The organism is Pseudomonas sp. ANT_J28 (genome assembly GCF_008370005.1).
Taxonomy (GTDB): domain Bacteria; phylum Pseudomonadota; class Gammaproteobacteria; order Pseudomonadales; family Pseudomonadaceae; genus Aquipseudomonas; species Aquipseudomonas frigoris.
In genome coordinates, this window is the sequence record NZ_VOBM01000042.1 from 34,870 (window position 1) to 58,797 (window position 23,928).

The following is a 23,928-nucleotide window of genomic DNA, read 5'->3' on the forward strand; positions in this document are numbered from 1 at the left end:
TCAAAAATCGGGCAATACACAATTTTGAAACGAGCGAGAATCCTGTGGGAGCGGGCTTGCTCGCGAAGAGGCAATCTCAGGCGACATTGATGTTGCCTGACACACCGCTTTCGCGAGCAAGCCCGCTCCCACAGGGGGTTATGCGATAGCTGGCCGGCGTTCCAGCAAGTCTTCAAGCTCGTCAAGCAACTCTTCACCGCGCAGCAGCTCGTAGTGCCCGCCCGCCAACAAGCGATCAACGCCGTGGCTGCCAACCTGGGCCTCGAACACCCGACGTTCGTCGTCGCGCTCGGCCACCCACCAGCGATGCGCCGTGACCTGAATCGCCGGCAGTTGCCGATGCGCCAGTGCCAATTGCTTGAGACGTGAGCCGGTGGCGAAGATCTGCGTGAGTTCCCCCACGCCCAACGCCGCTTGCTCATTGGAGCCGTGCATGGCCGCCTCGATCACCGCCGTGGAACCCTCGTGCTCATTCAGGTCAGCGGCTTTCAGCGCAATCAGCGCCTGAGCCTCATCGGCCGGCAGACCGAGCACAAATTTCAGGAAGTCACCCAGGTCCTCGCGCCAGTCCCCCGCTTCTGCGGAGCCCGCCACGTAGCTGTCGACCAGCCCGGCAAACGCGACCGTCTCACCCTGGGTTTCCAGTTCGTGAGCAACCAGTTGCGTCAACGCCCCGCCCAATGACCAACCCAGCAAGTAATACGGCCCCTTGGCCTGCTGACTGCGAATCCGTTGCGCATAGGCTTGCGCCATCGCCAACAGCGACTCGTCCTGCCACTGCGGGTCAAGCAGCATGCGGCATTGCAGGCCGTACACCGTGCGCCGTCCTTCCAGTCGGCGGGCCAGCGGTTCGTAGTCGAACACCGTGCCGAACCCGGCGTGCAGGCAGAACAGCGCCGGCACGTTCGGGATCCGCGCATTGAGCGCCAGCAACGGGTCCGGCGCAGACGCCGGTTCGGCAGCCTGATAGCCACTGAGTTCGGCGATGCACGGCTTCTGCATCAGGTCGCGCAGCTTCAATTCAAAGCCCAGTTGCGGCTGACTGCGTACCCGCGAAATGACTTTGAGCACCTGCAACGAGTCGCCGCCGAGTTCGAAGAAGTTGTCGTCGATGCCCACTTGCGGCACGCCGAGCACCTCTTGCCAGATCGCGGTCAGCGCCGTTTCCAGTGCGTTGCGCGGCGCGCGATAACCGCCGAGCGCCCATTCAGGCGTAGGCAATGCGCGACGATCAAGCTTGCCATTGGCCGACAGCGGGAAGCGCTCCAGCACCATGATTCGCGCCGGCACCATGTAGTCCGGCAGTTGTGCTTGCAGTTCAGACTTCAAGCGACGATCAAGCCCAACAGCACCGGCCGCCACCACATAACCCACCAATTGCTTGCCGGTCGGCGTGTCGTGCACCACCACGGCGGCATCCTGCACCCCGGCGCAGTCGCGCAGACGGGCTTCGATTTCGCCCAGTTCGATGCGGAAACCACGGATCTTCACTTGCTGGTCGAGACGCCCCAGATAGTCGATCAACCCGCACTCGCGCTGGCGCACCAGGTCGCCGGTGCGGTACATGCGGCCACCGGCCTCGAACGGGTCGGGGATGAAACGCTCGGCGCTCATGCCGGGGCGTTGGTGATAACCGCGCGCCAGGCATTCGCCGCCCAGGTACAACTCGCCGCTGACACCGACCGGTAGCGGATTGAGATCGGCATCCAGCACGTACAAGCCCCGCCCGGCCACACCACGACCAATCGGCGCATACGCCGCATCGCAGGTTTCGCTGACCTCGGCACGCCACAACAAAGGCGTGACCACGGTTTCGGTCGGGCCGTAACCGTTGACCAGACGCTGCGGACGCAAGGCGCGTTTGACCTGCTCGAAACTGGCCTCCGGCACCGCATCACCGCCAAAGCAGTACACCTCGACCGCGGGTGGATTGCCCAGACGTTCAGCCACCTCGGCCATCTGTTGCAGGTACGCCGGCGGGAAGCAGGCCACGTTGACGGCGTGACGATGCAGCACTTCCAGGGTTTGTTCCGGCGTCCACAAACTGTCATCGCGGATCACCAGACTGCCGCCGGCCAACAGCACACTCAGCCAGCGCTCCTGAGCACCGTCGAAAGCGAACGACATGAAGTGCAACTCGCGACTGCGCGGCGCCAGTTCGTAGAGCTCGATGATGCCGCAGCAATGCCGGGCAATCGGTCCGCGCGCCACGGCCACGCCTTTCGGTTGGCCGGTGGAACCGGAGGTGTAAATCAGGTACGCCAGGTGCCCCGCAAGCGGATTGGAAACTGGGCATTCGGTGTTGCCAGCAATGGCCAGCTGATCGAGCAACAGCCGTGGCGGGCTATCAGCCAGGGTCAGTCGCTCGCCCAGATCACTGTCGCAAAGCAACAGGCTGGCGGCCGAATCGCTGAGCATGTAAGCCAGTCGCTCGGCCGGGTACGCCAAGTCCAGCGGCAGATAAGCTGCCCCGGCCTTGAGCACCGCGAGGAACGCAACGATGGTGCGTTCGGAACGCGGCAGCGCCACTGCCACCAGACTTTCCGGCCCGATGCCGCGACCGATCAGTTGCTGCGCCAACCCATTTGCCTGTGCCTCAAGCTGTGCATAACTGACTTCCCGATCCTCGCAGATCAACGCGATTTTCTGTGGTTGAGTGCGCACGTGCTGATTGAACGCGTGCAGCAAATCAGCGTTGTCGTCGGACACCTGCGGCAGACTCAAACGCGCCTCAGGCAAGCCAATGTTGCCAAGCAGGCGCGTGGCATCCTCCGGCAACGCACGCAATAAACCCTCGAGCTGCGCACGAATCCGCTCTACTTCCACGTCACTGAAGCGATCACGCAGGAACAGGTACTCAACCTCCAGGCCTTCTTCGTTGGCGCTGACCATCAAGTCCATCGGGAAGTTGGTCACCCCGCCACTGCCGACTTCGGCAAAGCGCAGCTCACCTTCCTCACCTCCTTTCAAGGCGCGATCCACCGGATGGTTTTCGAACACGATGATGCTGTCGAACAAGCCTTGGCCACCCTGCCCGGCCCAGCGCTGAATGTCCGACAACGGCGTGTGCTCGTAGTCGCGGACCATCAGGTTGTAATCCTGCAAGGCACGCAACCACTCGCCCAACGGCTGTTGCGGATCAAGCGTCTGGATCACCGGCAAGGTGTTGATGAACAGACCGAGCATGTCCTGCGCACCGGCCAACCCGGTCGGACGCCCCGCCACCGTGGCGCCGAACGCGACACTGCGCTGACCGCTGTGGCGTTGCAGCAGCAACAGCCACGCGCCTTGCACCAGTGTGTTGAGGGTCACGCGCTGACGTTTGGCGAAGCTATGCAGTTTGCGCGTCGCCTCGGCGTCGAGGTTGCTGTACATCACGCCGTGACCGGAACCTGCGGCCCCCGAAGCCTTGGCCAGAATGGTCGGTTCCTCGAGCAACGCCAGGCGCTCGCGCCAGAACCCTTGCGCCTGCGCGCCGTCCTGACGTTGCAGCCAGGCGATGTAGTCGGCGTAGCGACCGGTCAGGGTCGGCAGAGTGTCGTTGTGGTACAGGCGCAACATGTCGCCCAGCAGACGCGAGGCGCTCCAGCCGTCCAGCAACAAGTGATGGTAGATCCAGATCATCTGGTAACGGTCATCACCCAGGCGAACCAGGATGAAACGCATCAGTGGCGGGCAGCTCAGGTCGAAACCTTTGGCCTGTTCCGCCGCCGCCAGTTCGCTCAAGGCCTGTTCGGTGTCGGTGCGGTCACGCCAGTCGAGTTCTTCGATCGGCAACTCGACGTCGGCGAACACCGCTTGCAGCGGATCGGCCAAACCATCGCGCCAGCGGAATGCCGCACGCAGCACTTCATGACGTTCCACCAGCGTTTGCCAAGCGGCGCGGAAACGCGGCACCTGCAACCCGTCCACCGCCACGCTCAACTGGTTGACGTAGGGGTTCAGCTCCGGCGAATCGAGGCAATGGAACAGCATGCCTTGCTGCATCGGCGACAGCGGATACAAGTCTTGCAGCCCTTCACGGGCAGCGATGTCGATGTGCGGAACCTGCGAAAAAGCCTCGACTTTCGGCACTTCGATCAACGCGGCTTCACGGCTGCTCGCCACCGCAGCGAGTGCCCGAATGGTCTGCTGCTCGAACAGTTGCTTCGGACTGAACACCAGCCCGCGCTGCCCGGCGCGACTCACCGCTTGCAGCGAGATGATCGAGTCACCGCCCAGCTCGAAGAAGTTCTCGGTGACGCCCACCGACTCCAGCCCCAACAGCTCTTGCCAGATCGCCACCAGCAACGCTTCGCCCGGCGACGCAGCGGCGACTTGATCGTGGTTCTGCCGGGTTGCTTCAGGCGCTGGCAGGCCTTGGCGATCAAGTTTGCCGTTCGGCGTCAGCGGCAACGCGGCCAGGCACATCAAATGCGCCGGCAGCATGTGCGCCGGCAGACGGCTGCGAAGGTGAGCCGTCAGCGCTTCACGCAAATCGTGCTCATCGGCGAGCGGATCGCGGGGCACCATGTAGCCAACCAACTGGCGGCTCACCGGGCCTTCGCGATCGATCACGAACGCTTCACGCACGCCTTCGTGTTCCAGCAGGCAGGCTTCGATTTCGCCGAGTTCGATACGGAACCCGCGAATCTTCACTTGCTGGTCGATACGACCGAGGTATTCAACGACGCCATCAGCGCGGAACCGCGCGAGGTCGCCACTGCGATACAAACGCGCACCTGGCACGAACGGATCCGGCACGAAGCGTTCAGCGGTCAGGTCCGGACGCTGATGGTAACCCCGCGCGACGCCCTCGCCGCCCAGGTACAACTCACCCGCCACGCCAACCGGCAACGGCTGCAAGCCGCCGTCCAGAATATAGGCGCTACGGTTGCCGACCGGCCGGCCAATCGGCATGAACGCCGAGTCGAATTCGGTATCCGGATACGCCAGCCAGATCAGCGGCGTGATCACCGTTTCGGTCGGGCCATAGCCGTTGATCAGGCGCTTGGGTTGCAGCACCTGCTGGACCTCGTCGAACGCATGTTTGGCCATGCCTTCACCGCACGGGGTGTAGGAACGGATCGGCAGATCACGCCCCGCTTCGCCCATGAAATCGGCCATCTGCAACAGGTAACTCGGGGTGAAGCAGGCGATGGTGATGCCATGCTTTTCGATCTCGGCGCAGGTGCGTTCCACGCTCCACAACTCGTCATCGCGCGGCATCACTGCCGAACCGAACACCAGCGGCGTGAGCCAGCGCTCGTGGGCGCCGTCGAAGCTGATCGAGGCAAATTGCAGCTCGCGATCGTCCGGGGTCATGCCGTACAACTCGCCGATCGACAGGCAATGCATGGCCAGCGGACCTTGGGCTACGCTGACGCCTTTCGGCCGTCCGGTGGAGCCCGAGGTGTAAATCAGGTAGGCGAGGTTTTCGCCGCAGGTCAGGTTGACCGGGTTGGCTTCCGACATTTGCTCCAGCGGCTCGTGGTCGATTTCCAGCACCGACAAGCCTTCCGGCAAGGGCAGTTTTTCTCGCAGCCATGATTGGCTGATCAGCAACGAAATGCCGCTGTCTCCCATCAGATAACGCAGGCGCTCGGCCGGGTACGCCGGGTCCAGCGGCACGTACGCGCCGCCGGCCTTGAGGATCGCCAGCAGGCCAATGATCATCTCAGGCGAACGCTGCATCGCCAGGCCGACCCGCACTTCCGGGCCGATGCCCAGTGCGCGCAAGCGATGGGCCAATTGGTTGGCGCGACGGTTGAGTTGGTCGAAGCTCAATTCCAGATCGTTGAAGATCAGTGCCGTGGCGTCTGGTCGGATGACGGCCTGGGCCTCGATCAACTGATGCACGCAGAGCGGGTTTTCCGTTGCGGTGAACGGCGGGTTCCACTCCACTAACTGTTGCGCACGTTCCGGCGCGGTCAGCAGGTCCAGTTCACTCAATGCAGTGTCTGGCGCAGCGACCATCGCCGCCAGCAACGCGGCCAGATGCTCGCTCATGCGAGCAATCGCCTCGCCGCTGAAGTGGGCGCACTGGTAGCTCCAGTTCAGGCTGAGCTGGCTTTCGGCAGTGGCCGCCAGCGTCAGCGGGACGTTGGTGCGTTCGTGGTTCTGTGGAATCGAGAAGCTCAAACCGGCCGGCGCACCCTGCTGCAAGGCTTCAGCCACCGGGAAGTTTTCGAACACCAGCAGGCTGTCGAACAGCGGCTCGCCGGCACGCCCGGCCCAACGCTGAATGTCACCCAATGCGGTGAATTCATGCTCACGCAGTTCCAGATTCTGCGCCTGCAAACGGGTTAGCCATTGACCGACGCTTTCAACCGCGTCCGGCGAGCTGATCACCGGCAGGGTGTTGATGAACAGGCCGAGCTGACTTTCAGCCCCCGGCAGGTCCACCGGCCGCCCCGCCACGGTCGCGCCGAAGGCGACGCTGCGTTGACCGCTGTAGCGTTGCAGCAAGAGTGCCCAGGCACCTTGGACCAAGGTGTTGAGGGTGACCTTTTGCTGACGGGCAAAGTCGCTGAAGCGTTGGCTGGTGGCGACATCGAAGGTCTGGCGGTGGTCGGCGAACTCTGCCGTCGACAGGTTTTTACTGTCGCCATGGGCCAGGCTCTGGGCCAGCAGGGTCGGGTTGTCGAGGGTCGCCAGTTGCTCGCGCCAGAAGATCTCGTCGGCGTGGGCATCCTGACTTTGCAGCCAGCCAATGTAATCGGCAAAACGCCCATTCGGTGCCTGCACGTCTTGCCCGGCATAACGCTGCAGGACTTCGCTTAACAGCAGCGAATTACTCCAGCCATCGAGCAACAAGTGATGGTGGGTGTAGATCAGTTGCTGACGCTCATCGTCGAGTCGTACCAGGGTCAAACGCATCAACGGCGCGCGAGTCGAATCGAGCTGCAAGCGTTCGCTGTCGATCAGTTGAACCAACGCTTCGGCCTGATCGCTGCGGCTGCGCCAGTCGAGGCAAGTCAGCGGCAATTGCAGGTGACGATGCACCAATTGCACCGGCGCTTCAAAGCCATCGGGGAAATGGAAGCTGCTGCGCAGGATCGGATGAGTGTCGAGCACCGCTTGCCACGCGCGGCCGAGCCGTTCGGCATCGAGGCCACGGGCTTCGACACTGAGCTGGTTCACGTAGGCGCCGGAATCGGATTCGTACAAGCTGTGGAACAGCAAACCGGCCTGCATCGGCGACAGCGGATACAGGTCCTCGATCTGCGCCGGTGGCACCGGCAAACCGTCGAGTTGCGCCTGGGTCAGGCGCGCCAACGGGAAGTCCGCCGGGGTCACGCCACCCGCGCCATCGCTCAGGCAATGGGCGATCAGCGCCAGCAGCTCGCTTTGGTAATCCGCAGCCAGTGCTTCGATTTCACACTGATCGAAACATTCGCGGCTGAAGGTCCAGTCGAGTTTCAGTTCACCGCCATAGACCTGACCGTCCACCGACAACCAGTTTGGCAACGGTGCGTCCGCCGATTGCGCGGCACCGCTGGATTCGCGCGCCGGGGTGAACAGTGCGTCGTCGGCAAAGCTCTGGTCGAACTGGCCGAGGTAGTTGAACGTCACGCGTGCTTGCGGCAACGCTGCCAGCGCCGCTTGGGTCGCGGCATCGCCCATGTAACGCAGCAGGCCGTAGCCCATGCCTTTGCCGGGGATTTCGCGCAGTTGCTGCTTGATCGCCTTGATCGAACCCGAGAGGTCGGCGGTCGGCGTTAGGCGTACCGGGAACAGGCTGGAGAACCAGCCGACGGTGCGGGTCAGGTCGATGTCGTCGAACAGCTCTTCGCGGCCGTGGCCTTCGAGCTGAATCAGTGCCGAATCGTTACCAGTCCAGCGGCTGAGGGTGCGGGCCAGCGCGGTCAGCAGCAGGTCGTTGACTTGGGTGCGGTAGATCGCTGGCGCCTGTTGCAGCAACTGGCGGGTCTGCTCTCGGTCCAGGCCGATGCTGACGCCCTGGCGCAGATGCCCGGCCTGACTGGCTTGGGCGTTGGCGGCCGGCAGCGAACCATTGGCGACGCTCAGTTGCGCTTGCCACCAGTTCAGTTCGCCGGCAGCGGTTTCGGAACGGGCATAGGCGTCAAGCTTGTCGGCCCAAGCCTGGAAAGCGCTGGTCTTCGGCGGCAGGTCTTGCCCTTGATAAACCGCCTGCAAGTCTTCCAGCAACACCCGCCAGGACACACCGTCCACCGCCAAATGGTGGATCACCAACAGCAACCGCTGGGAACCATCCGCCTGGGCGATCAACGCCACGCGCAGCAGTGGACCGTCTTGTAGGCTAAGGCTACGCTGGGCTTCGTCGCACACCGATTCCAGCGAGGCATCGCTGGCCACGCGGGCGGTCCAGAGCATGTCGATCACATCGGCGCTGTCGGCCCCGACGTAACGCGCCGACCATTGGCCATCGACCTGGCTGAAGCGCAAACGCAGGGCATCGTGCTGCTTGAGCAGACGTTGCAGCGCCGCTTGCAGGCGTGGAAGTTCGAGGGTTTCACGCGGCACCAGCAGCACCGCCTGGTTCCAGTGCGCACGCTGCGGAATCGGCTCGTCGAAGAACCAACGCTGAATCGGCGTGAGTATTTGCACACCGTCCACCGGCCCTTGTTGCGCCAGCGGTGCAGCCTGTTCTTTCACTACCGTAGCCAGCGCTTGCAAGGTTTGCTGCTGGAACAGGTCCCGCGGTTGCAGGCTCAGGCCGGCACGACGGGCACGGCTGACCACTTGAATGGAAATGATCGAGTCGCCGCCCAGTTCAAAGAAGTTGTCCTGACGCCCGACCTGCTCCACGCCCAACACGTCCTGCCAGATCTGCGCCAGCACCTGTTCGTGTTCGCTGCGGGGCGCTTCGAAGGCGCGTTGGCTGACGTGTGCGGTCGGCGCTGGCAGGCGTTTGCGGTCGAGTTTGCCGTTCGGACTCAACGGCATTTGTTCGATCAGCACGGTCTGCGCCGGCACCATGTAGTCCGGCAGGCTCGCCAGCAGATGGCTTTTCAGGGTTTCACGCCACGCGCCTTGCTGCTCGGCATCGGCGCTGACCAAGGCTCGATCTTGCGGCACGATGTACGCGACCAATTGCTTACCGCTCGGGCCATCGAGGGCCAGCACCACGGCTTCCTGCACGTCGGCATGTTCTTGCAGGCGCGCTTCGATTTCGCCCAGTTCGATGCGCAAACCGCGAATCTTCACTTGATGGTCAATACGCCCGCAGTAGTCGATGGCGCCGTCAGCGCGATAGCGCGCCAGGTCACCGGTGCGATACAGGCGCTCGCCGCTGCCGAACGGGTCGACCACGAAACGTTCCGCAGTCAGCGCGCCACGGCGGTGATAACCGCGAGCCAGACCGACGCCGCCCAGGTACAACTCGCCCACCGCGCCCAGCGGCAACGGTTGCAATTCGCTGTCGAGAATGCAGGTACGCAGGTTGGCGATCGGGCGGCCGATTGGCACGCTGTCGCGCCCCTCTTCCACGCAGGTCCAGTGGGTCACGTCGATGGCCGCTTCGGTCGGGCCATACAGGTTGTAGAGATTGGCTTGCGGCAGGCGGCGCAAGGTCTGGCGTTGCAGCTCCATCGGCAGCGCTTCGCCGCTGCAGATGATCCGTTGCAAAGACGTGCAAGCCAGCGCCTCGTCGGCACCGATGAATGCGGAGAGCATCGACGGCACAAAGTGCAGCGTGGTGATCGCCTGCTCGACGATCAACGCGCCGAGGCGTTGCGGATCGCGGTGTTCGCCCGGTGCGGCGATCACCAGGGTGGCGCCCTTCATCAGCGGCCAGAAAAACTCCCACACCGACACGTCGAAACTGAACGGCGTCTTTTGCAGCACGCGGTCGCTCGGCAGCAGGTTGTAGGCTTGCTGCATCCACTCCAAACGGTTATGCAACGCCACATGGCGGTTGCCCGCGCCTTTGGGTTTGCCGGTGGAACCGGAGGTGTAAATCACGTAGGCGAGGTTTTCTGCGACAGCAAGGTTGGGCAGATCGGAGCCCGGCAGATCGCTCAGCCAATCGGCCTCGGCGTGAAGGCACAAGGTGCGCACGTTGTCCGGCGTCGGCAATTGCGCCAGCAGATGCTCCTGAGTCAGCAACAACGAAATGCCGCTGTCTTCGATCATGTAGCTCAGGCGATCAATCGGGTACTCCGGGTCCAGCGGCACATAAGCGCCACCTGCCTTGAGGATCGCCAGCAGGCCGACGACCATTTCAAACGAGCGGTCGCAGGCAATCCCCACCAGCACTTCCGGGCCAACGCCCTGGGCGCGCAAGTGATGGGCCAGACGGTTGGCGCGCAAGTTCAACTCGGCGTAACTCAGGTTTTGGCCCTGGAACACCAGCGCCGTCGCCTCCCCGTTTTCAGCCATGCGCGCTTCGAAATGCCGCTGCACGCAGACCTCACCCGGATAGGTTTGAGCCGTGTCGTTCAGGTCATCGAGGATGCGCAGACGCTCGTCGGCATCCAGCAACGGCAACTCGGCGAGCGGGCATTGCGGGTTCGCCAGCACACCGGCCAACAAATTCCGCCAATGACGCGCTAAATGCTCGATGCGCTCGGCATCGAACAAATCGGTGGCGTACGTCAGGCTGGCGAACAGCTTGTCGCCCTCTTCCTGAGTGTCCAGTTGCAGGTCGAATTGCGTGGTGTGCGCCGTGGCGTTCAGCGCTTCGACGCGCAACCCTGCGAGCAAACCGCTGACCGCCGCCGGTTTGGCTTGCTGGTGGTTGTACATCACCTGGAATAACGGGCTGTGGCTCAGGCTGCGCTCACCTTGCAGGGCTTGCACCAGACGCTCGAACGGCAAGTCCTGATAGTCCTGGGCGTCCAGCGAAGCTGCGCGGGTCTGGTCGAGCAATTGGCTGAATGGCAGACGTCCGTCCAGTTCAGCACGCATCACCTGGGTGTTGACGAAGAAACCGATCAGGCCACGGGTTTCCGCGCGATTACGGTTGGCAATCGGCACGCCGACCCGCAGGTCGGACTGGCCGCTGTAGCGATAGAGCAAGGCCTGAAAGCTCGCCAGCAACAGCATGAACGGCGTGACGCCGCGCTGTTTGGCCAGGCTCATCAGACCGCCGGCCAAGGTCGCATCGAGGGCGAAATCCAGACGCGCACCGCGCTGACTCGGTTGCGCCGGACGCGGACGGTCTGTCGGCAATTCGAGCAGCGGTTGTTCGCTGCCCAGTGTTTCACGCCACCAGTTGAGTTGACGCTCCAGTTCCCCCGCTTCCATCCAGCGGCGTTGCCACAGGGCGTAGTCGGAATACTGAATCGGCAGCGCTTCCAGCGCTGCATTCTGCCCTTGGCAATGCGCGGCGTAGAGCCGGGAAAACTCCTCGACCAACACGCCCATCGACCAACCATCGGTGACGATGTGGTGCAGGGTCAGCAACAGCACATGGTCTTCGGTATCGAGTTGCAACAGGCTGACCCGCAACAGCGGGCCGTGCTGAAGATCGAACGGCCGGGAGATGGCCTGCTCGACCGCGTTCATGGCCAGATCGAGACGCTGTTTCTGAGGTTCACCGCGCAGGTCGATCTGTTCGATCGGCAGCGAAGTGAACCCGGCCAGTGTCTGCACCACTTGACCATCATCCTCGACGAAACGGCTGCGCAAGCTCTGATGACGCTCCAGCAGCACGTCGAAGCTCTGCTGCAACGCCGCTCCGTTCAGCGGCCCCTGCAAACGCAAGGCGGCCGGAATGTTGTACGCCGAGCTTTGCGGATCAAGCTGCCAGAGGAACCATTGGCGCTGCTGCGCGTACGACAGTTCGAAGGTCGTTTGCGGCTCGCCAGCGGGCGGAATCGGCAGTTGGCCAAAACTCACGCCCTGCTCTTGCATGCGTTGCAGAAACTCGCGGCGCTTGTCGGCAGGCAGGCCGGCGAAGCGGGTGGCGATACGCTGGGCAGTGGTGTGTTCCATCAGTTGATCTCCATCTCGTCGAGAAGCGACTCAAGCGCATCAAGACGTGCATCGTTGTCAGCCGGGGCGTGTTGCCCGGCCATGGCGGCATAAGCCTGAAGGTCGGTGGATTCGAACAGCGCGCGAAGCGGCAGCTCGATGCCCAGCTCCAGTTCCACACGGGCACTGGCCTGGGCGGCGAGCAGCGAATGCCCGCCCAGTTCAAAGAAGTTGTCGCGCCGGCCGATCTGCGCCACGCCCAACACGTCGGCCCAAATCGCCGCCAATTGCTGTTCGAGATCGCCTTCGGGAGCTTCGAACGGTCGCTGCCATTCCTGCGCGTCGGGCACCGGCAAGGCCTTGCGGTCGAGCTTGCCGTTGCCGGTCAGCGGCAAGGCATCGAGCAGCAGCCAGTGACTCGGCACCATGTAATCCGGCAGATCCACCTTGAGCGCGGCACGCAGGTTGTCGCGCCAGGCAATCGGGTCGTGCGGGGTTTGCTCGGCCACGACGTAGGCGCACAGCTGCGGGCCGCCATCGCCGGTATGCACGCTCAACACCGCTTGGCGCACGCCCGGTTGGGCCAGCAGCGCGGCTTCGATTTCACCCAGTTCGATGCGGAAGCCACGGATCTTCACTTGCTGGTCGATCCGGCCGAGGTAATCGATGCTGCCGTCGGCACGCTGACGCGCCAGGTCGCCGCTGCGATAGAGACGCTGCGACGCATCGAATGGGCTCGGCACAAAGCGCTCGGCGGTCAGGCCGAAACGTCCGTGATAACCGCGCGCCAGGCCAGCGCCGGCGATGTACAACTCACCCGCCACGCCCACCGGCACCGGCTGCAACTGACTGTCGAGCAAGTACCAGCGCAGGTCGCGGATCGGCAGGCCAATCGGGCTTTGGGCCTTGCCGTCGAGATCGGCCAGGCGGATGGCGCGGTAGGTCACGTGCACCGTGGTTTCGGTGATCCCATACATGTTGACCAGGGTTGACTGTTGGTCGCCGAAGCGTTCGAACCATGGACGCAGGCTCGCGACTTCCAGCGCTTCGCCGCCGAAAATCACCTGACGCAGCGCCAGGTTTCGCTCGCTGGCGCAGGCAATCGGTAACAACTGGCGGAACGCAGTCGGCGTCTGGTTCAACACCGTCACGCCTTCATCGCAGAGCAAGCGGTGAAACTCTTGCGGCTCACGGCTGATGTAATACGGCACGATCACCACGCGCCCGCCGGTGCACAGCGAGCCAAACAGCTCCCACACCGAGAAATCGAAGGCGTAGGAATGGAACAGCGTCCAGACATCGTCCGGGCCGAAGTTGAACTCGTCAGCGGTGGCCGTGAGCAGACGCCCGACGTTGCCGTGGCTGAGCAATGCGCCCTTCGGGCGACCGGTGGAACCGGAGGTGTAGATCACGTAGGCGAGATTGTCCGGGGACGCCAGCGCCGACAGGTTGTCGTCGCTGTAAGCGTCCAGCTGCAACGACTCCAGGCTCAGCACTTGCACGCCGTCGCAGGCCGGCAAACCGTCGATCAGGTGTTGTTGAGTCAACAGCAGCGTGATGCCGCTGTCTTCGATCATGTAGCTCAGGCGCTCGGCCGGGTATTGCGGATCGAGCGGTACATAGGCGCCACCCGCCTTGAGAATCGCCAGCAAGCCAACCACCAGCGGCATCGCTCGCTCGGTGGCGATGCCGACGCGCACCTCGGGGCCGACGCCTTGTTCACGCAGTTTGCGCGCCAGTCGATTGGCCTGAGCATTGAGCGCTGCGTAGGTCAGGTGCACGCCTTCGTAAACCAGCGCGATTGCGTTCGGCCGTTGTGCGGCTTGAACTTCGAACAAGTGATGCAAGGTTGGCGACGGCGGTTGCGCCTGGAACGTCGGGTTCCAGTGCTGGATCAACGCATCGCGTTGCGGTGCTTGCAGCAATGGCAGTTCGGCGACGCGCTGCTGCGGATCGGCGACCACCGCTCGCAACAGGTTCAGCCACTGCTCGGCGAGGCGGTGCATCGACGCCTCATCGTACAAATCCGTGGCGTAGGTCAGGCTGGCATCCAGCGCTTCGCCCTGCTCTTGAGTGTCGAGCACCAGATCGAATTGCGTGGTGTGCTGCTGCCAGTGCAAACGCTCGACCTGCAAGTCGGCGACGCTACGCTCAACGCTCGCACCCAACTGCTGCTGATGGTTATAGAGCACCTGGAACAATGGGCTGTGATTGAGGCTGCGGTCCGGCTGCAAGGTGTCGACCAACTGCTCGAACGGCAAGTCCTGATGGGCCTGAGCGCCCAATGCCACACGCTTGACCTGTTGCAGCAAGGTGCTGAAAGTCTGCTGCCCGTCGATCTCGGCCCTCAGCACTTGGGTGTTGATGAAGAAACCAATCAGGCCTTCGGTTTCGAGGCGCGAACGCCCGGCGCTCGGCACGCCGACGCTGATGCGGGGCTGCCCGCTCTGGCGATGCAGCAAGGTCTGGAAACTCGCCAGCAACAGCATGAACAGCGTCACCTGCTGTTCCTGGGCGCGTTGACGCAAACCGGCGAGCAATTCGCGGTCAACGTTCAACACCAGGCTGGCGCCGCGCTCGGTGCGACGGGCCGAACGGGTCAGTTCACTCGGCAATTCAAGCGGTGCCTGGCTGCCGTCCAGTTGCTCGCGCCACCACGTCAGTTGGCGTGCGCCCTCCCCGGCCTCCAGCCAGTCACGCTGCCAACGGGCGTAGTCGCTGTAGTTCACCGGCAGACGCGACAGGTTCGCAGCCTTGCCTTCAACGGCCGCCTGATACAGCGCGCTGAACTCATCGACCATGACCTGCATCGACCAGCCATCGGCAGCGATGTGGTGCACGGTGAGCACCAGCACGTGTTCGTCGGTGTTCACTTGCAGCAGCAACACGCGCCATAGCGGGCCGTTGCGCAGGTCGAACGGACGGGCGATTTCTTCGGCTACGGCATTGTCGATCGACGACTGATCGAGCGTGCGTTCCTCCAGTTGCAGCGCCAGATTGTCGTGCAGCACGGGACGCGCCTGCTGGCCGTCCTGCTCAAAGGTTGTGCGCAGGGTTTGGTGACGGGCCTGCAATTGCGCAAAGGCTTCGCGCAGGGCTTCGCGGTTCAGCGTTCCCTTGAGGCGCAGTGCGGCGGGAATGTTGTAGGCCGAACTTTGCGGGTCCAGTTGCCAGAGAATCCATTGGCGCTGTTGGGCGTACGACAGAATTTGTGGCTGATCGACCGCTGCACGTTGCAGCACCGGTTGGCCGCTGGCGTTCGCCAGTGCCGCACGCTCGGCAAATTCCGTCAGATTGGCGGCGGAGAACAGGCTGCTTACAGACAGTTCGAGCTGCAACTGCTGACGCACGCGAGAGATCACCTGAAGCACCAGCAACGAGTGTCCACCCAACTCGAAGAAGTTGTCGTCACGGCCCACGCGTTCGACCTGCAACACGTCCTGCCAGATCAGCGCGAGTTGCGTTTCCAGCCCTTCGGCCGGGGCTACGAACGCACGTTGTGCATCGCCAGCTTCAGCTCGCGGCAAGGCTCTGCGATCGAGTTTGCCGTTGTTGTTGAGCGGCAGTTTGGCCAGCAGGATCAGGTGATTCGGCACCATGTATTCCGGCAGCGACTGACGCAAGACGGCCTTGAGGCCTTGCAGATATTCCGTCTCTGAAACCACCGCGCCGTTGGCCACGACATACGCCACCAGTTGCGTGCCGTCCTGAGCGATGACCGCCGCTTCGCGCACGTCCTCACGGGCTTGCAGGCAGGCTTCGATCTCGCCCATTTCAATGCGGAAACCGCGAATCTTCACTTGATGGTCGATGCGGCCGACGTATTCCAGATTCCCGTCAGCGTTGTAGCGCGCCAAGTCGCCGCTGCGGTACAGCCGCGCGCCCGGCTCACGGGCGAAAGGATCTGGCAGGAAACGTTCAGCGGTCAGCGCCGGGCGATCGAAGTAGCTTTGCGCCAGGCTGGCCGGCGCACCGATGCACAATTCGCCAACGCCACCGTTTGGCAGCAATTGACCGGCAGCGTCCAGCACGTACAGCGCGCGACCGGCGATGGCTCGACCAATCGGGATGCCGAACGCGTCGCTGGCATCCTCGAGATGGCATTCATGAATGCTGGACACCACGGTCGCCTCGGTCGGGCCGTAGGTGTTGAGCAAACGCACATGACTCAAACCTGCTTGATGCCACGAGCGCAGACCTTCAACCGACATCGCTTCGCCACCGACGTGAACCTGGCGCAACTCACCGAGATTGCGCACCACACCGCTCGCGCATTCGCGGGCCAGCAAGTACCAGTAAGCCGCCGGCAAATCCGCCACGGTCATGCCTTGCTGGACGATTTCGGCGGCCAGTCGCCCGGCATCCCACACATCGTCGCCGCGCATGATCAACGCCGCGCCGACGCACAACGCCGGGAAGCATTGCTCGACGAAACCATCGAAACTGAAGGTCGCGAACTGCAACACGCGGTCCGAGGCCGACAGCCGCGAATAGTCGGCGGCGGTCCGGCAGAACTCGCGCAGCGCGGCATGGGCGATGGCCACGCCTTTGGGTTGGCCGGTGGAACCGGAGGTGTAGATGATGTAGGCCAGATCTTCGGAGACCGCATGGTTTTGCGGATTGCTGTCGGAGTAGCCGGCGTTGGCGTCGAGGCTGAGGCGTAGCACGCCGGGCACCTCTTCCAGCAGACCGGACTCGCACAGCAGCACGTCGAGACGGCTGTCGTCGATCATGTACGCCAGGCGTTCAGCCGGGTATTTCGTGTCCAAAGGCACATAGGCCGCACCGGTTTTGAGCACCGCCAGCAGGCTGACGATCAGCTGCGGGCCGCGATGCAGCGCTAGACCGACACGCTTGCCTTGACCAGCGCCGTTGTCGATCAGGCGATGTGCCAGGCGGTTGGCCTGCGCGTTCAACTGGCCGTAGCTCAAGGTCTGACCATCGACCTGCAATGCCAATGCTTGCGGAGTGGCGGCAGCCTGAGCCGCGATTTGTTCGTGAACCAAAAGCGTTGTGGATAACTCAACCGTCACCGGCTGACTGATCGCGAGTACCGCGTTTTTGCCATCGACATCGAGCAGTTCCAGCGTGCCCAGTGCCGCGTCCGGCAGCGCCACCAGTTGCGTCAGCAGATGCTGCAGATTGGCCGACAACTCAGCGACCTGCGCCGCACTGAACCGTACCGCGTCGTAGCTGAAGTCCAGGCTCAGGCCTTCGCCCAATTCGATGCCCAAGGTCAACGGATAGTGCGTGCGCTCATGGTTGTGCAGGTTGCTGAACGACAGCCCGGCCGGTGCGCCCTGTTTCAGCGCCTCAGCCACCGGGAAGTTCTCGAACACCAGCAGGCTGTCGAACAGCGCCGAACCCTGCTGCCCCGCCCAACCCTGAATGTCGTAAAGCGGCACATGCTCGAATTCCCGCATGGCCAGATTCAGCCCTTGCAGCTCGCCCAGCCATTGGCTGACGGTTTGATCCGGCTTGATCGCGCACACCAGCGGCAGCGTGTTGATGAACAGCCCGAGCTGCTCTTCGATCCCCGGCAGCGGCGCCGAACGCCCGGCGACCGTGGCGCCGAACACCACGCAATCCTGACCGGTGTAGCGCTGCAGCAAAAGACTCCAGGCCGCTTGCAGCAAGGTGTTGAGGGTGACTTTCTGCTGACGGGCGAACTCGGCCAGACGCTGGGTCGCGCGGCTGTCGAGGGTGACGCGGTATTCCTCACTGCCCTCGGCGCCTACCGGTGGCCGCAACGCTTCGGCCAGCAACGTTGGCGCTTCCAGCGGCGCCAATGTTGCTGTCCAGAACTGCTCGCCCGCTGCGGCGGATTGCTGCTGTAACCAGCCCAGATAATCGCGATATTGCCCGGCCGGTGCCGGCAGTGATTGCCCGGCGGCGTAGTGCTGGATCACTTCGGCCAGCAACTGTGCGTTGCTCCAGCCGTCCATCAAAATGTGGTGGCTGGTGTAGATCAGGTGCCAGTCATGGACGCCCGTGCGGGCCAGTTTCAAGCGCAATAGCGGCGCGCTGCCCAGTTCAAAACCTTCGGCGCGTTCAGCGTCGGCCAGCGCATCGGTGTCGGTCGCTTCAAGCACTTCAAGCGGCAACGCGACGTGGCGGACAATCGCCTGGTGCGCGGCGTCGAGACTCTGCCAGTGGAAACTGCTGCGCAGGATGTCATGACGCTTCAGCGCGGTTTGCCAGGCCTGAGCGAATCGCACTGGATCGAGGCCCTGGATGTCCAGACGCAGCTGACTGATGTAGGCGCCGACTTCGGGTTCGTACAGGGTGTGGAACAGCATGCCCTGCTGCATCGGCGACAGTGGATAAAGGTCTTCCAGGGTCGAAACAGCCACCGGTAGTGCATCGAGTTGCGCCTGATTGATCCGCGCCAACGGGAAGTCCGACGGTGTGGCTTGCGGCGCTTCAACGGCACAGCAGTGATCGATCAACACGTTGAGTTCCAGCGCGTATTCGTCCGCCAGACGCTGGATGGTCGCGGTGTCGAACATCTCACGGCTGAAGCCCCAGCTCAGCGACAACTCGCCGCCATAGACCTGGCCTTCGACCGTCAGCCAGTTGCCCAGCGGTGCCGATGGATCTTGCGCGATGCCGTTGCCTTCGGTGGACGGCACAAACATCGCCGCGTCGTCGAATTGACGGTCGAACTGACCCAGGTAGTTGAAGGTGATGCGCGGTTGCGGCAACGCGGCCAATTCGGCGCGAATCGCCGGGGTGCCGAGGTAGCGCAGCGCGCCATAGCCGAGGCCTTTGTCCGGCACTGCACGCAGTTGTTCTTTGATGGATTTGATCGACGCACCGAGATCGCTCGATGGCATCAGGTTGACCGGGAACAGGCTGGTGAACCAGCCGACGGTGCGGGTCAGGTCGATGTCATCGAACAGGTCTTCGCGACCATGGCCTTCGAGCTGGATCAGCGTGCTGCCCTGCCCGTTCCAGCGGCAAACCGCGCGCGCCAGCGCGGTCAGCAGCAGGTCGTTGACCTGGGTGCGATACGCCGCCGGGGCCTGTTGCAGCAGTTTGCGGGTTTGTTCGGCGTCGAGTTTGAGTTCGAGTTTGCGTTCGAATCGGTTTTCCAGCGCGCCGGTTGGGCGGTCGCACGGCAGATCGGATGGTGCGTCGCGCAGTTGGGTCTGCCAGTGACCGAGGCTGTTTTCAAAGGCAGGAACGTGAGCTTGCAGACGGGCGACCCAGCGTTGATAGGTGCTGGTTTTCGCCATCGAAGCATGGCTGCCGCTGTAGAACTGCTGAAGGTCTTCCAGCAGCACGCGCCAGGAAACACCGTCCACCGCCAAGTGATGAATGACCAGCAGCAAACGTTGAGTGCCGTCGGCCATCGCTACCAGAAGCGCCCGCATCAATGGGCCGTGCTGCAAGTCGAGGCTGCGTTGGGCTTCGTCGCACAGAACGTTCAAATCCTCGACCGATTGCGCCTGACGCTGCCACAACACCGACTCCGTGGTCGGGGCGGCGTAGATTTGCTGCCAGCCTTCGGCGGTTTGTTCATAACGCAGGCGCAGGCTGTCGTGATGGGTCAGCAATTGCTCAAGAGCGCGATCCAGCGCCTCAACGCTCAACGCCTCGCGCGGCACCAGCAGCAGCGACTGGTTCCAGTGCTGACGCTCGGGGATCGCTTGTTCGAAGAACCTCTGTTGCACCGGCGCCAGCGCCACCGCGCCAACCGCCGGACCTTGATCGATCAACGGTTGCTCCCCGTTGCGGGCGGCCTGGGCCAGGCTGCGGACGGTCTGGTGCTGAAACAGGTCTTTGGGGCTCAACACGATCCCGGCCTGACGCGCACGGCTGACCACTTGCATGGAAACGATGGAGTCGCCGCCCAGTTCGAAGAAGTTGTCTTCCAGACCCACATTTTCGATGGCCAACACATCCTGCCAAATCGCGGCCAGGGATTTTTCCATCGCCGTGCGCGGCGCGACGTGTTCGCGTTGTTGCTGCGAACCGTCAATCGCTGGCAAGGCCTTGCGGTCGAGTTTGCCGTTGGGAGTCAGTGGCAGCTGTTCGAGGAACAGTAGAAACGCCGGGACCATGTAGTCCGGCAGGTGTTGGCGCAGCGCGGCTTTCAAGGTTTCACGCTGGGTCGCTTGAGCGTCGATGTCGCCCAGCAACGCCAGATCGGTTGGAACGATATAGGCGACCAGTTGCTGACCGTTGACGCCGTCCTGCGCCAGCACCGCCAGCTCGCGTACCGCGTCCTGCTGCAACAGCCGCGCTTCGATTTCACCCAGTTCGATACGGAAGCCACGGACCTTGACCTGATGGTCGATGCGACCGACGTATTGCAAGGCGCCGTCGGCCTGATAACGGGTCAGGTCGCCGGTGCGGTACAGGCGCTCGCCATTGCTGGAAAACGGGTTTGGCACATACTTTTCGGCGGTCATGCCCGGACGCGCCAGGTAACCGCGGGTGATGCCGGCGCCTGACAGGAACAACTCGGCGGACACACCTTGCGGCACCGGTTGCAGGTCAGCATCGAGCAAATAGCTGGCGGTGTGCTTGAGTGGCCGGCCGATGTTCGCGCGGCCAGCGGCCTCGCGGCGGGTCCAGGTCGAATAGGTGGTGTCTTCCGACGGACCGTACAAATCGTAGACATGCTCGACCGTCGACTGCTGATACAGCGCGTCCACCAGGCTCTGCTTCAACGGTTCGCCGGCGAGGTTGATGATGTGCACGCTCGGCGGGATCTGCCCGTCGCGCTGCAACGCATTGATCGCCGACGGCACGGTGTTGATCAGGCGCACCTGATCCCGGGCCGGCAGCTGCGGTAATTCCATGGCATTGCGGGCGATGATCACCGAGCCGCCGTTGGCGAGGGTCACAAACAGCTCCCACACCGACAGGTCGAAGCACACCGATGTCGAGGCCAATACGCCTTGAATGTCTTCACGGCTGTAGACCGATTTCGACCAGTCGATCAGCGCCAGCACGTTGCGATGGGCGATGGCCACGCCTTTGGGTTTACCGGTGGAGCCGGAGGTGTAGATCACGTAGGCGAGGTTGTCCGGCGTGACGCGGGTCACCGGCGCGTTGCCTGGGTAAGCAGCCCACGCCCTATCGTCCATCAGCAACACTTGGGTGTCGGCGGTGACGGTCAATGTTGCGGCGACAGCTTGCTCGGTCAGCAGCACCAGGGCGCGGCTGTCTTCGAGCATGTAGGCAACACGTTCGGCCGGGTAGTCCGGGTCCAGTGGCACGTATGCACCACCGGCCTTGAGTACCGCGAGCAACGCGACCAACAAGCTGTCGGAACGTTGCATCGCCACGCCGACCCGGACTTCCGGGCCGACACCCAATTCGATCAGCCTGTGGGCCAGGCGATTGGCCTGATTGTCGAGCTCGGCGTAAGTCAGCTGCTTCGTGGCAAAGGTCACCGCCAACGCAGTCGGGTTCGCGGCGACTTGCTGGCTGATCAGCTCATGAATGCACAGGTCTTGCGGGAAGCTTTCGTCAGCACGGTTCCAGTCATGCACGATGCGCTGGTATTCCGCGCGCTCAAGCAGCGGCAAATCACTGATGCGTTGCTGCGAATCACCGACCATGCCCTGCAGCAAATGCGTCCAGTGCTGCGCCATGCGCGCGATGGTCGCGGCGTCGAACAGGTCGTTGGCGTAAGTCAGCGCGGCGTGCAGCTTGCCGCGCTTTTCATTGGTGTTGAGGTCATAAGTATCGAGGGTCAGATCGAACTGGGTGGTGCGCCCTTCCCATTCGATCACGCCCAGCACTAGACCGGACGCGGTGCTGACCGTGGAAATGTCCGCGACCTGCGGCTGGTGGTTGTACATCACCTGGAACAGCGGCGTGTGGCTGAGGCTGCGCTCCAGTTTCAGCGCCTCGACCAGGCGCTCGAACGGCAAATCCTGATGGGCCTGGGCACCGAGGGCGGTTTCCTTGATGGCGCGCAGCAGGTCGTCGACGCGGGTCTGGCCGTCGAGCTGGGTGCGCAGCACCTGGGTGTTGACGAAGAAGCCGATCAGGCCTTCGATCTCGGCGCGGTTACGGTTGGCGATCGGCACGCCGACGCGGATGTCGGTCTGCCCGGTGTAACGGTGCAGCAGCGCGTTGAAGGCGCCGAGCAGCAGCATGAACAGGGTGATGTTGTGTTTCTGCGCCGTGGCCCGCAGTTGCTCGGCCAACTGACCGTCGACGGCGAACTCGTAACGGGTGCCGCGATAGCTCGGCATCGCCGGGCGCGGATGATCGGCGGGCAGTTCCAGCACCGGGTGCTCGTCGCCGAGTTGCGCCTGCCAGTAGTCGAGTTGACGCGCCTGCTCGCCCGCCTCCAGCCAGCGACGTTGCCACAACGCATAGTCGCTGTACTGGATCGGCAATGGCGCGAGTTGCGGTTGTTCGCCCGCTTCAAAGGCGTCGTAGCAGCGGATGAATTCGTCGATCAGCACGTTCATCGACCAGCCATCGGAAACGATGTGGTGCAGGGTCAGCAGGAGGACGTGTTCCTGCTCGGCGAGTTTGAGCAAGGTGACGCGCAGCAATGGGCCGGTTGCCAGATCAAACGGCAGCACCGATTGCTGCTCGGCCGCTTGGGCGACTGCTCGCTCGCGTTCAATGACCGGCAACGCGCTGAAATCCACCAGATCGATGACCAGCGGCGCGCTGGCCGGTACTTGCAGCAACGTGTCGTCGGCCTGGCGCTGGAACACGGTGCGCAGGGTTTCGTGACGTTCAACGAGGCTGGCGAACGCTTGCTCCAGCGCGGGCAGGTTCAACTGCCCGGTCAGACGCACCGCACCGGGCAGGTTGTACGCGCCGCTTTGCGGGTCCAGTTGCCAGAGAAACCACATGCGTTGCTGGGCGTACGACAGCGCCTGTCGATCGTCGGCGCAGGCGTCGGCAGGAATGGGGAACCGGGCGAAATCAACGCCTTCCTTTTGCAAGGCCGCAAGGAACAACTGGCGCTTTTCCAGGGGCAACCCGATAAACCGGCGAGCAAGTTTCAAGGAGTCTTCAGCATTCATTTCTAAGCATCCGGATCAGTGGCGGGAAGCACAAAGGCACGTCGTCCCTATAAAACGAATGCAGACCGGAAAAATTAGCGAATGAGAACAAGTATCAGAAAGGAGGGCTATGGCGAGGATAGTGAGGCTGCTGCAAATCAAAATGTGGGAGCGGGTGATGTTTGAGATTGGGCTAACCGACAGCCGCCATGGCATGCCGCCGATGATGAACGTCCAACTGATCCTTGATCACCCGCAACACCTTGGCTTCGTGTTCGTGGATGAAGAAGTGTCCGCCAGCGAGCATGTCCACCGAAAAGCTACCGTGGGTTTCCTTTCTCCAGCCGATCAACTGTTCGGTGGTGGCGCGATCAGCCTTGCCGCCGAGCACGTGAACCGGGCACTTGAGCAAGGGACGCTGATGCGGCTCGAAGCGCCCGCATAGGAGAAAGTCCGCACGCAGGACCGGCAGCGTCAGGCTCATCAGCTCGTCGTTGGCCAGCACCTCTTCGCTGGTGCCATTGAGGGTGCGCAATTGCTCAATCAGTTCGGCATCGGTTTTCGGTTCGGCGAAGCCGCGATCGTAGTCGGCCCGCATGGACGGCGCGGCGGTGCCCGAAGCGAACAGCGCCACCGGTTCCGGACAGCCCAGCGAGCGAAACGCATGGGCCATCTCACAGGCGAGCAACGCGCCAAGGCTATGGCCAAACAGCGCATACGGCGCTTTGAGCGTGGCTTTTTGTTCTTGCGCCAGTTGCAGCGCCAAGCGTCGCATGTCGGTGTGCAAGGGTTCGCCAAACCGGGCGCCACGCCCCGGAAGCTCCACGGGTTGCAGCTTGAGCCACTCCGGCAGTTTGCGCCGCCAGCGGCTGTAGACCATGGCACTCGCGCCCGAATAGGGCAGGCAGAGCAATGTCAGCTGGGTCACCGGGTTCACCTCGAAAAGTTGTCTGTTAAAGGAACGGATGAGGTCGGTCTCGAATTAGTCGAAGATCCAAATGTGGGAGCGGGCTTGCTCGCGAATGCGGTGTGTCAGTCAACGTTGATGTTGTTTGACCCA

3 protein-coding genes are annotated in these 23,928 nt (G+C 62.9%); all 3 read right to left on the reverse strand.

The genetic code is table 11. From position 1 onward, the window contains the following. Window positions 1-138: 138 nt before the first annotated feature. On the reverse strand, window positions 139-11,901 hold the full coding sequence (locus FQ187_RS24190) for a non-ribosomal peptide synthetase (RefSeq protein ID WP_149631405.1): 11,763 nt from the start codon (window positions 11,899-11,901) through the stop codon (window positions 139-141). Beyond that, window positions 11,901-22,889 carry a non-ribosomal peptide synthetase gene (locus FQ187_RS24195; protein WP_149631406.1) on the reverse strand — a complete coding sequence of 3,663 codons (10,989 nt, stop codon included), beginning with the start codon at window positions 22,887-22,889 and terminating at the stop codon, window positions 11,901-11,903. The genes FQ187_RS24190 and FQ187_RS24195 overlap by 1 nt, the downstream gene beginning before the upstream one ends. Window positions 22,890-23,061: 172 nt before the next feature. Then, a complete protein-coding gene (locus FQ187_RS24200; protein WP_149631407.1) occupies window positions 23,062-23,796 on the reverse strand; it encodes a thioesterase II family protein in 735 nt (244 codons plus the stop codon). Window positions 23,797-23,928 lie beyond the last annotated feature (132 nt).